Source organism: Echinicola vietnamensis DSM 17526, assembly GCF_000325705.1.
GTDB classification, from domain to species: Bacteria; Bacteroidota; Bacteroidia; order Cytophagales; family Cyclobacteriaceae; genus Echinicola; species Echinicola vietnamensis.
Genome location: NC_019904.1, coordinates 1,041,566 through 1,054,042 on the forward strand (window position 1 = coordinate 1,041,566; position 12,477 = coordinate 1,054,042).

The window sequence follows — 12,477 nt, forward strand, 5'->3', positions numbered from 1 at the left end:
GTGCGGCCCTAGTTGGTTTCGCAGAACTTATCGCAAATGAAATATTTAAAATACTTTGGCATTACCTTACTGGTCATTCTAATTGACCAAATCGTAAAACTCGCCGTCGATGCAAACATGGCGATGGGCACAGCTGGCCAAATCAAACTATTAGGTGACTGGTTTAAGCTCCATTACACGACCAATCCAGGAATGGCCTTTGGCATGGAATTGGGCTCGGAATATGGAAAATTGATCTTGACGACCTTTCGGCTAGTGGCCATGATCGGTATCGGATATTACCTTTATTACCTGATCAAGAAAAAAGTACATCCCGGCTATATTACCTGTATCGCGATGATTTTAGGCGGGGCCATTGGAAATTTGGTGGACAGTGTCTTCTATGGAGTGCTTCTGGACAATGCGCCCTTTGATGCCAGCACCCCATGGTTTCACGGACAAGTCGTAGACATGTTTTACATCGACATTTGGGAAGGCTTTATCCCCGATTGGGTTCCGCTCTGGGGAGGAAGTTATACCGCCCTTTGGCCGATATTCAATGTAGCCGATGCCTCTATCTTTATGGGGGTAGTTTTCATTCTTCTGTTCCAGAAAAAATTCTTTGCAGAAAACCTCAAGCATGAGGAAGAAGACGAAATCCAGCGACAGTTTATCGAAGAAAAATAATTTATAAGCCTCGGAATTTTCCGAGGCTTTTTTGATATCATATGACGAGAAAAGGTCGAACGAATGCTGAAATCTTACACTAGGATAAATCAGCAGGCTCCTCCCTTTCTCCCATTTTATATTTTCTACTCCACTTCACGATCAGCGGTGTGATGATGACGGTGGGCAACAACCAAATGACCAATGGTGGAAGAAAGTAAATATTGACCACCAAGAAAGCGGTCAAGCTCGCAATATACGCTCCACACATCCGGGCAATATGTCCACGCAACCAAAATGTCCGGCTCTTTATGATCCCTTGGTAAAACTTAATGTCACCATAAACCATTAATGTTCCGATTGCTCCAAACACCAGCATGACCACGCCAAAGAAATTCCCTTGGGAAAGGCTTCTGGCTCCTTGCACAAAAAAAGCCAACGCAAAAAGTATCATCATTCCCGACAATCCCCAATCAATCCATTTTGCCTTGTTGCGGTGGGGTAACCCTTTCAACTTCAAGTACCGGTAACCCGATCCGACCATATACAAGGTAAACGCTCCAATTACAAACAAAAATGTATTGGGATGCATCACTGACAACACCAATCCTGATAAACTGGCCAATAGCATCCCCACATAAAAACCCTTTCCAAACTTTCGATGTGGGCCATCACCTTTGGGGCGAATCATGGCGATCGTTCCAAAAAGTAAACCGACTCCTCCACCAACGATATGGAGCCCTAAAATGAAATCAAAAATGGTCACATCCATGTTATTTAACTATCCCTAAACCCTAATACATTCATTGGCAGGAATATATAAAAACATTCATGAATTAGGACTTCACAAACGGGAATGAAAGAGGAGTTTATCCGTATAAGTAGAATATTCACATTCACTTATCGGTTATGTCATCACAAATTGAATTCGAACAGGTGATCCAGCGGGGCTGTGGCCTCGATGTTCACCAAAAGACGGTAGTGGCCACAGTCAGTGGCATTGACGTTGAGATTGATACCCGTACCTTCGGGACCTTTACTGCTCAGATCGAGGAGCTTAAAACATGGCTGAATTCCCTTTCCATTACCCACATTGCGATGGAAAGTACCGGAGTTTATTGGAAACCTGTCTACAACATCCTGGAAGAGGATTTTAAGATTATCCTGGTAAATGCCCGGCATATCAAGAATGTTCCCGGTCATAAGACAGATAAGAAAGACAGTGAATGGATTGCCAAATTGCTTCTAAGCGGTCTGTTAAAGGGGAGCTTTGTCCCTACCGAGTGGATAAGAGAGCTACGTGATCTTTGCAGGTATAAACGTAAGCTGATCGCACAGCGGGTCGCCCAACGCAACAGGTTGCATAAAATCCTGGAAGATGCCAATATCAAACTGGCCTCAGTGGCTTCGGATATCTTTGGGGTCACAGGTACGCTCATCATAGATGCCTTGATCCGGAAACAGGATGATCCTGAATACCTGGCCAACCTTGCCAAAGGTTCCTTGCGCAAAAAGATGGCGGACCTCAAACTTTCTCTGCAGGGAAGACTCACCGAACATCACCGGTTCATGCTGGCCACACTCCGTGATTCCATTGATTCGATCAACGCCCAGATCGGGCACATCGAGGCTAGAATTGAGCGTTATGCAGTCGAGCTTCAACAAGAGGTCGATTTACTCCAGACCATACCCGGAATAGGTAAAGAAACCGCCATGAATATCCTGGCCGAGTCAGGCAATGACATGGAGGTTTTTCCTGATCACAAACACCTGGCATCATGGGCAGGTGTCTCCCCGGGCAACAACGAAAGTGCAGGCAAGAAGAAGTCAACCCGCATCACACATGGGAACAAATACTTGAAAACTGCATTGGTCGAAGCTGCTTGGGCCGCATCACACACAAAGGACACCTATTTGGGCCGCAAATATGGGGCAATAGCTGCTCGCCGCGGATCTAAAAAGGCCCTGATTGCCGTAGCTCATAAAATCTTGACCGGACTGTATTACATCCTCAAAAACAAGGAGCCCTACCTAGAGCCTGACGATACAACCTATCAGGAAAAAAGAAAGCAGGCGCAGATTAAGAAATCCTTAGAGCGCCTGCGCGGGCTCGGAGTCCAAGTGGACATCCGTCCCAATTAAGATTAAGTGAAAGTTCGAGCTTTTATTGGTGATTTACAAGTCCCGGAATAAAAACTGAACTCATAGGCCAAGAACAAACGGTTATTGCTTCGAGCATGTAGAAAAAATTTTACTCTCTAACTTGGCCTAACTTAATTTATAGTCCTTTAAAAAACCTTTCAAAGGATAGCAAAACTATGCCCTACCAGTTTTAAAAATGACTGAACAAGCCTATTTTTAGATTTTCTCTTTCAGAAAAAAAAACAGGCAATAGATTTCAATGCTAGTTTAAAATTCGATTATCCTTTTTACCTAATGAATTTTGGAAGGTAATCATCCAGTATCATTCCTGGCTTATGGCCGTCACCTCCAAATAATAAGCCGTGCTGCCAGCTGGAAGACTTGGCGGAACATTGGTATATTTCCAATAATATCCGCTAAAAATCACCTCTATCAACTCCTCCTCACCCTCTAGTAAGGAAAAATCAGCTGGTATAGAGCATACCACACCAACCTCTGTCACATCATATGTCCCGGAAAAATGGTAGCTGATCGCATATTTATCAGAATCATCCATGCGATACAAAAGCCCCTTCCTATTTTCCACTTCTTGGACAAACTCCGTGGCTTCCGCACAGTTGGATTCGGGATAATCAGGGCTCGCCGGCTGACAGGCCCCCAAAAGAATCATGATAACACACACTACATTCATCCTACTCATAACAACATATTGTTTATTTAATGTTATTCAGTAGATGGAGTAGCGTACCAATGCGCCATAAATTTAATTAATTTCCTCACCTAAAGGGCAAGAGCTCTTATAATTTTAGGAAAAGGTACTTTGCTGATACCTATCAAAACACCAATTCATATTCTCCTGAACCCAACTTTACCTCCATGTCTCCTGAACGGAGTGCTTCCCCGTTCATCAAAATCCCTCCAGTGGCAGAAATGGGCATTTTCACAATGGCCGTAGTATTTGCAGGCACTTTAATTTTCCAAGTGATCTGTTCACCTTTCCGCTCCCAATGACTTCCAATCGCACCATATGGGGAATCGAAACTTGCCTTTACACTGTCCAAGCCTTCTACAAACACAGGGGCCAATTCAAAAACTTTAAAGCCAGGGCTGTCTGCACCCGCTTTGATCCCCGCCAAATACTCATAAAACCAAACGGTCAAGTCACCCAAAAGCATGGTGTGGTTTTGGGAATTCATGGTGGGTTTGGCCACATTGCCGTGCCATAACTCCCAAATGGTCGTCGCACCGTTTTCGATCATGTAGCCCCAGCTGGGAAAAGTGGTATTGGTAGCCAGCTTAAGGGCCAAGTCAGCCCTTCCATAGTCCGAAAGGGTCCGCATCAACCATTGCGTGCCGATCAACCCGGTGCTTAGGTGACCGTTGTTTTTGATCTGGATGGTCTCCACCACTTGGTCAAAAACCCGCTGTCGATCGTCTTCCGGCACCATCCCAAAGGCCAATGGCAGCAGGTTATCGGTCATTTTATTGTCCCCATAAAAGCCTTGATGGTAAAATTCCTCGTGAAAACCTTCATGAACCTTCTCCTTCAGGGATTGATAGGACGGAATCTCTTCATGCTTGCCCAAGATGGTAGCAAATCGGCTCATCACTTCCATAAAATGGTAATAATATGCGGTGGAGATTAAGGCACTTGGCCGTTTGACATCGGCATTTTGGCCCGTTCCGGCTTCAATGCTCGGCGGCGGCACCACCCAATCGCCATAGCTATCCTCAGTGACAATGTAATCCTCGGTCATATACCGATCCGCCATATAGCCCAGCCATTTCTTCATGGCTGGATAATTCTCCCGAATCACACTGGTGTCTCCCGTTTGCTGATAAAGCATGTCAGCAATCATCAGGTAAGTACCTGGCCAGGTCATGTTATCACTATAATACCGCCAATAGGCTGGCGCTACATCTGGAAGGGCACCATCGGCCTTCTGGGCCAAGCGAATGTCATCCAACCACTTTTTATACAGCCGAACATTGTCAAACATGTAAGACTCTCCATGTGCACCCACGGCCCGATCTCCCAGCCACGGCTGACGCTCATTTCGCTGCGGGCAATCCACCGGCATGCCTTTGTAATTCCCCGCAATGCCCCACCAGGCATTTTGGTAAATATGGTTCAGCATAGGATCTGATGTTTCAAAGTGCCCAATGGTCTTGATGTCATCATACACCATCTTGCCCATGAAATCCTCTATCTTTGGCTCTCCCGGATATCCCGAAATCTCCACAAAACGGAATCCATGATAGGTAAAGCGAGGCTCCCATGTGACTTTCTCCTCATTTTTTAGGACATATGTATCGGTGACCTTGGCGTCACGGAGGTTCGTCATGAAGAGCTCACCATTCTCTTGGAGGGATTCGGCAAATTTGAGCTTGACCGTGTCTCCCTTTTTCCCTTTGACGGTCATCTGCAGCCATCCCACCATATTTTGGCCCATGTCCAACACATAACGGTCTTGGCCAATTGCCTCCAGCGACACAGGTGCCACGTCCTGCATCACCTTCATGTTTTCATTCATCTGCGCTTCATAATCGCCCACTGGCTCCTGCACATATTCCGCTTGCAGCCAAGCGGAATCATCAAATCCTACCTGATCCCATCCGATAAATTCTTTATTGGCATCATAATACTCGCCGTCGTATTCATTATTGTTCCGGATAGGGCCATCAGCAGTGCCTTTCCATTGGTCACTGGTGGAGATCACCTCTGTGCTGCCATCTGTATAATGGATGATGAGATTGAAAAGTAGCTTAGGGAAACCAAAGTTCTTGATTTTATAAGGTTTGTAGTGTTGGCGCATCGTAAAGTAACGTCCATTGCCGAGCATAACCCCTACGGCATTCGCACCATTTTCCTGCAGCAAATCGGTTACCTCATAGGCATTGTACTTTACATTTTGGGTATAATCCGTAGGGGTCGGCGCCAAAACAGCATCCCCTACTTTTTGGCCATTGAGGTGCAGCTCATACAGTCCCAATCCCATGATGTAAACGGTCGCCCGCTCCACTGTTTTCTTTATGTCAAACTCATCACGAAAGTACCGCGCGCCCAAGGTAGGAAAGGTCGAAACCTCTTCCCATGGAAATGCCCGATCAAAACCGATCCACCTGCCTTTCCAGTCCTTATAATACCGCAGCCCCAGGATCCAATGTGCCCTTTCGCTCCAATCACTCTCTCCGTGGTTCGTCCAGACTTTTACCTTCCAATAAACCTTGGTATCCTTATCCAACTCCTCACCGGCATACCTGATATTGGTGCTTTCTTCCGCATCCACCTTCCCTGAATTCCACAAATCTGCCTTATCCGGACTCAACAGCGACGGATCGGAAGCTACCAGCACTTGATAAGCTTGTTGGTAAGTGGAAGGGGTTTCGGTGATGATTTCCCAGCTCAACCTCGGATTCTCCACATCGATTCCTGCTGGGTTGGTCAGCATTTCCACTTTCAGGTGATCCACAGCAATGTCCTGATCCGGATGGCTTATGGCCACTGAAATCATTGTAAAAAATAAAAGTATCAAAGTAGTCAATCTTTTCATATTGTAAGTATTTAAGCTGAGCATTCGTAATGTTGTACGTGGTGAAATCTTATGTTGTATAGGCATTATCCTTCTTCATACTTTTTCCATTGATGAAAAAGTATGCAAAAAATCTAGGCCATGGAGCATCTTCCAAATTGAGCCGATCATCTTTTCGAAATGGTTTTATGTTTACTCAATTTGATTTTGTGCCAGTTGCTGTAGGCTAAAAATGAGTGGATCTCGCTTGTCCACTGCGCGAGCTAACTCATTTTCTTTACACCCTCATCAACTGTCCCAAAAACAGATGCTCCAAAGGCCATGTATTAAATTCCGATAATAACTCCATACGTGCAAAGTAGCGGAGAGTCACATTATTTAAACCCCAAAGCTCCTCACCAAAATACACTGTTCCTCGTTTGAAACGAGGAACCTACTGAAACGTGGAACATACGATCAGGGCATTTGCAATGCCAACGGCTCCAAGCCTTCTGAACGGCCCACTTCCTGCCCGTTGACCAGTACATGTAGCCCCTTGCCTTTTTGGTACTTTTCACCCGTCTTGTCCCAGAATATCGTGACGATATTGCCTTGGTAAGCAATATTGTCTAAACAGAACCAATCCCACGTTTCTTCAGGCACCAATGGGTTCACTTCAAACTGGCCATTGGCTCCAGGCCTGAACCCTACCAGTCCCGTGATGATCATGTCGTTAAAGGTGGAGTGGTTGTAATATCGGCTACGCTCTTGGTCTCCTTTCAGCCAAAAGCCTGTTTTTTCATCCAAATACTCTCCAATATAGGGCCTTCCCCGATAATACTGGGACTCCACGTATTTCTCCATCAGGCTAAAGTAATCGGATTTATCGACCATTTCTTGGTGGTAATTGTTTAGCAAATTGGCCATCGCAGTCATGGTCTGGCTGGTGGCAAAAGGCCAAATGGCCCCGTCCCATTCACAATTACAGCACCCGTGTGTCCTGAAATCGGGGTGGCGACATTCGGCGGTAGTCAGGCCAAAAGGAGCCAAAAAGCCCCCTTCATCCGTTACCTGATCCCAGGCAGCATGATATGGGTTCTTGTCCTCGGGCAGGTTGAAGTACCAAGGAATAAATCCAATGGCTTCCCGAACTTGGGCAAAGCCTCCTTCCTCTTTCACTGTCTCAAAAAACAGGTCTTCAGAATTCCATAAATTTTCTTGTACCAGCGTCTTGATCGTACTGGCCTTATCCTCATAGTTTTTGGCCAATGCCTCATCACCTTTGAGTGCAGCGATTTTGGCGATGGCTTTGGCATTGCCGTACATGTAACTATTGATGGTCGGTCGGACGTTTTTGACATGCCTTCCACCACTGAGGCTTTCTTCCATGCCATCCTTCACATCGATCTGCCAAAACAGCCCATCTTCCCGCTGCCGGTTGTCTTCCCACCATTGATACTCCTTCAGCAAATCTGGCAGCATGTCCAGCAAATATTGCTCGTCTCCCGTCACCAAGTAGCGGTGATAAAGGGCATCTGCTGTCCAACTGCTAAAGCTATGCAGTTTTTCCATGGGTTGACCGTCGTTGCCGCGGTACCAGGTGTGCACGATCTGGTCCAGGTATTTGGGATCATGCAGCCAGCGGGATTCATAGATATGATGTCCGAGCGCACAACTGATCAGGTTATACTTATCCGAATAAGACCGCTCTACCAAAAACTCTGTCATGGCATAGCCCACCGGAGTCTTCTTGATGTGCTTCCGAAGCGACCACCAGCGATAGTAAAAAATCTCCTCAAAATTCTTTTGGGGTGCTTCAAAAAGCGGAATGTTCTCCTCCATCCAAGCCCAAGAATCTTCATTGGAAATGGCCTGGGTGATGTTTTCATCCTCCATGCGGTTAAAATAATCCGCATAATGCTTGAAGTCCTCTTTCTTGAGCAGCGCCGGCCCTTGGGCTTCCGCAGTAGTGGCACAGCTACCTAAACAGCACATCAGAGCAACTAAGCTGAGGAGTTTAATTTTCATCAACGATAGCCCTGTATTACCAAATGTCATTGCGAGGAGGGACGACGAAGCAATACCCTTTTCTTTATGGGAGATTGCTTCACTTCGTTCGCAATGACGTGTTGCAAGAAAATACGATACCAAAGCGTGAAGGTTTTTTGAGTATTGCATGATCCAATTTATTGATTTTCTACCGAAGCTCTTTCATGCTCTATACTGGCCATCACAGCTGGAGCGGTGCCCTTCGGGTCATTTTCTTTGATAGGCTCCGAGATATAGTACTCAAAACTTCCATCTCGATTTCCATCTCCTCCAAGGCCCGCCACCGAGCAGACATCCGTTACCGATACAGTACCATCCTCTTCCACGTTAAAAAACTGGTTGACCAAGCCATTGTAGCCTTTATCGGCGGTAGCTAAATAACTATCTGGCAAATATCCCTTCCTTACACCTTTGTAAAGAAAATACACAAACATCCCCGTACCTGAGGCCTCCAGATAGTTCCCTTCGCGGTCTCCCTGGTCCGTCACTTGATACCATGCCCCAGTTTGCGGATCCTGAAAATCCTTGATACCTACGGCAATATTATTGGCCATGTCGATTAGCCTGGCACGGTCGGGATGATCTTGTGGCATGAAATCCAACACATCCACGATGGCCATCACAAACCATCCCATGCCACGGCTCCAGAAATTGGCCGAAAGGCCGGTTTCCTTATCCGCCCAGTCCTGCTCCCGACTCTCGTCCCAACCGTGATAGAGCAGGTGCTTCTCAGGATCAAAAAGAACCTCGTAGGCAGCCATCAACTGGTGTACGGCATCATCAATTTGCGCTGGCTGGTCAAACGCCGCACCATAAGCCGCCATAAATGGTCCTGCCATGTACAGGCCATCCAGCCAAACTTGGTGGGGATACTTTTTCTTGTGCCAAAATCCACCATCAGAAACCCGTGGATGCTTCTCCAATTGCTGAATCAAGGTATCCAAAGCCTTGCGGAATTTTTCCTCCCCAGTTTCCTGATAGAGCGGAATCAGTACTTTTCCGGAGTTGATGTTGTCGATATTGTAAATCTCCATTTTATAGGTTCTGATGGTACCATCGTCCTCAATGATATTATTCCCAAAATCTTTTACAAATTCAAAATACTTGTCATCGCCTGTGTAATGCCACATGTCCAGCATCGCTTTGCACACCAACCCTTCATGGTAGCCCCAATACGGGTCTCCCACGATCCAATCTTCCAAGCGTGTCATATCTGAATCAGCTAGCCTTACCGACCATTTTTTTTCTACTGGCGCAACTGCTTCCTGCTGTTTTTCGTTGCTTTCCTTTTTAGCCCCACAGGAAAACAGCAGAATCGCTGCTCCTACAGTCGCCACTACATTATTTATCTTATTCATTTCTCTATTTATCAACTTCTTAAATTTAAAGTCTGTTTCACCCCCTAACCCCCTAAAGGGGGAATAGAACCCAAATGGCGTCCCTCACTGGCGCTCGTTTGTAACGAGCCGCCTCATGAGCACGGGCATTTGAAATGCCCTTTTGACAATATTGAAATTTTCCAATCTTTCAATTTTCAAACCTTCCAACATTCAACACATTTACCCTACCTCCCCGAAATTTCGTATACTTCGCCAGGCGCTGTTGCCAAGTCATATTCATAGTATTCCGGCAATTCCACTGGATTCAAGGTAGCTTTCTCGGAGATCAAGGGTTGCTGCACTTCGGGTAGATCGAAGAAATAGTTAGGATTTTCTCCTGATGCTGCCGTCAACCCTTTTGCTTTGAGCTTATTGGCAGCGCGCAGCCTTAAGTTTCCTCCCAAGGTAGACTTGATCACCAGTTTATCCACCTTATTGTCTTTCCAGGTCAGTTCCACGATCTCAAATCCGCCTCTTGCCCGCAGCCCTTCAATACTTCCTTTACCCCAAACACTTGGCAGTGCCGGCAACAGGTGGATGGCACCTTCTTGGCTTTGCATCAGCATCTCGGCGATTCCTGCTGCACAGCCAAAATTCCCGTCAATCTGAAAAGGAGGATGGGCATCAAACATATTGGCATACGTCCCACCACCACGGGTAGATGGCGTGACGAGGCTCAACTGATTTTGCAGTAGTTTATATGCATGGTCACCGTCCAGAAACCTTGCCCAAAGGTTTACCTTCCAGCCCATGGACCATCCAGTAGATGGATCCCCCCTAAACATCAGGGAAGTTCTGGCCGCATCAAACAGTTCCGGGGTCCGGAATGGTGAAATTTGGTTACTCGGAAACACGCCATAAAGATGAGACACATGACGGTGCTTGTCAGCTGGATCGTCCCAATCGTGCATCCACTCTTGAAGTTGTCCATATTGCCCCACCTGCATAGGGGCCAACTTGGAGCGGGTGGCTTTTAGCGTATCCGCAAACGCCTGGTCTTCTCCTAAAATCTCACTGGAACGAATCAGGTTAGAAAACAGGTCGAATAGGAGCTGGTTATCCATCGTCACCCCTGCGGCAATGGTGGCGCCATGCACATGGCTGTTTTCAGGTGAACTGGACGGGGACACGACCAGCCAGCCATTTACCGGCTCCTCGATCAACACATCCAGAAAAAACTGTGCGGCTCCCTTCATGATCGGATAAGCCTCCTTCAGAAAATCTTCGTCACCACTGTACAGGTACCGCTCCCAAAGGTGCTGGCTCAGCCATGCTCCGCCACTTGGCCACATGCCTGATGCCGCATAATCGATCGGCCCGGTGATACGCCAAATGTCAGTATTGTGATGGAGTACCCAGCCTCGGGCACCGTACATCATTTTAGCAGTTTGTTGGCCGGTTTCGCTGACCTCTCGCACCATTTGCAGAAAGGGCTCGTGCATCTCGCTGAGATTGGTGAGCTCTGCTGGCCAATAGTTCATTTCAGCATTGATATTGACGGTATATTTACTTTCCCACGGTGGGAAAAGCATATCGTTCCAAATGCCCTGTAGGTTGGCCGGCTGGCCGCCCGGTTGGGAACAGGAAATCAACAGGTACCGAGCAAACTGAAAATATAGGGCTGCCAGCTGCGGGTCATGGACTTCCGAAAACTGCTGTATCCGCTGGTCGGTTGGCTTTTCTGCCGCCTCGGTGCTGCCAAGGTCAATGGCCACGCGATCATAAAATTGCTGATAATGCTCGATATGCTCCCTTTTGATCGCCGCAAAGTCCTTTTGCAATGCGGCATCCAAAAGAGCTTCAGCCTTCCGTTCATATTCGACCGAAAGGTCATTATAGTTCTTAAAATTCGTCGCAATGGAAATGTACAAGGTGACTTCATCGGCTCCATCAACACTGATCAGGCCATCTTTGACCGCCAACTGACCACCTTTGTTGGTCGCCTTTATCCTTCCCTGGAATTTAACTCCTCCGCGTTGATGATCATGGGTTTGGGAAACGCCGGACAGGGTCAGCTGATCGCCTCTCACCCGTGCTTCGGCATTGTCATGAGGGCTGGTCATGTGAACATTACAGGTAATGCTGCCGGGACGATCCGCCGTCAGCTTCACCATGATGACGTCATCTTCAAAGGCACTGAGCACCTCACGGGTATACTGCACACCGTCCACCGAATAGCGTACCGTGCTGGTGGCGTCTTCTAGGTTTAAGTCTCGGTAATAATCCTGGTAATCCTGATGGCCCGGAAAAGAAATATAAACATTGCCAAAGGTCTCATACGGCATCCCATCATTGGTCTGGGACATGATTTTTTCATTGGCCAGCTCTTGGGCCGCTTGATAATCACCATCAAAAATCAGCCGTCGAACATATGGAATGGCCTCCTTGGCACTCGTGTGAGCGTTACTGTTGGGCGAACCTGCCCAGATCGTCTCTTCATTCAGCTGCAAGCGCTCCATGGCCGGCACCCCAAAAACCATCGCTCCCAAACGGCCATTGCCAAGGGGCAGGGCTTCATTCCAATTGGATGCTGGTTGGTCATACCAAAGCTTCCAAGCGGTCTCTTGCGCCTGAAGGGTCATTATATTTACAAAAAAAACGAGTAGTAATAGTTTGGTCCAACGCATTTGGTTTAGGTTTTTTGGTTATGGAGTTATGCTATGCTAATCCTAATTTGTAATCTGGTTAGTTGTTTTGCTTTGGTTATCTTAATGAGCAGTATTTTTTGTCCATGTCATTTGAGCTTATTT

At 46.9% G+C, this 12,477-nt stretch carries 8 protein-coding genes; 2 read left to right on the forward strand and 6 right to left on the reverse strand.

Annotated elements, in window-relative coordinates; genetic code table 11:
* The first annotated feature begins 36 nt into the window (after window positions 1-36).
* The gene (locus ECHVI_RS04405; RefSeq protein WP_041738313.1) at window positions 37-666 is read left to right on the forward strand and encodes a lipoprotein signal peptidase; all 630 of its coding nucleotides are present in this window, start codon (window positions 37-39) and stop codon (window positions 664-666) included.
* A 79-nt stretch (window positions 667-745) separates the two neighbouring features.
* On the opposite strand, the gene ECHVI_RS04410 is transcribed toward ECHVI_RS04405, so the two are convergent.
* Entirely contained in the window at window positions 746-1,417 is a 672-nt protein-coding gene (locus tag ECHVI_RS04410) for a hypothetical protein (RefSeq protein WP_015264751.1), read from the reverse strand.
* Window positions 1,418-1,554: 137 nt separating this feature from the next.
* Between ECHVI_RS04410 and ECHVI_RS04415 the strand changes: the two genes are divergently transcribed.
* Window positions 1,555-2,787 (forward strand): IS110 family RNA-guided transposase, encoded by a 1,233-nt coding sequence (locus tag ECHVI_RS04415; RefSeq protein ID WP_015264485.1) that lies wholly within the window; start codon window positions 1,555-1,557, stop codon window positions 2,785-2,787.
* 322 nt (window positions 2,788-3,109) lie between these two features.
* On the opposite strand, the gene ECHVI_RS04420 is transcribed toward ECHVI_RS04415, so the two are convergent.
* The 5 genes from ECHVI_RS04420 to ECHVI_RS04440 all read right to left on the reverse strand — a co-directional run bounded on the left by ECHVI_RS04420 (window position 3,110) and on the right by ECHVI_RS04440 (window position 12,354).
* A complete protein-coding gene (locus ECHVI_RS04420; protein WP_015264752.1) occupies window positions 3,110-3,487 on the reverse strand; it encodes a hypothetical protein in 378 nt (125 codons plus the stop codon).
* Window positions 3,488-3,620: 133 nt separating this feature from the next.
* Window positions 3,621-6,341, reverse strand: a complete 2,721-nt coding sequence (locus ECHVI_RS04425) for an alpha-L-rhamnosidase (RefSeq protein WP_015264753.1) — start codon at window positions 6,339-6,341, stop codon at window positions 3,621-3,623.
* A 435-nt stretch (window positions 6,342-6,776) separates the two neighbouring features.
* Window positions 6,777-8,327 (reverse strand): MGH1-like glycoside hydrolase domain-containing protein, encoded by a 1,551-nt coding sequence (locus tag ECHVI_RS04430; protein WP_041738315.1) that lies wholly within the window; start codon window positions 8,325-8,327, stop codon window positions 6,777-6,779.
* A 158-nt stretch (window positions 8,328-8,485) separates the two neighbouring features.
* A complete protein-coding gene (locus tag ECHVI_RS04435; RefSeq protein ID WP_015264755.1) occupies window positions 8,486-9,706 on the reverse strand; it encodes a glycoside hydrolase family 88/105 protein in 1,221 nt (406 codons plus the stop codon).
* A 206-nt stretch (window positions 9,707-9,912) separates the two neighbouring features.
* Window positions 9,913-12,354 carry a glycoside hydrolase family 95 protein gene (locus tag ECHVI_RS04440; protein WP_015264756.1) on the reverse strand — a complete coding sequence of 814 codons (2,442 nt, stop codon included), beginning with the start codon at window positions 12,352-12,354 and terminating at the stop codon, window positions 9,913-9,915.
* Window positions 12,355-12,477 lie beyond the last annotated feature (123 nt).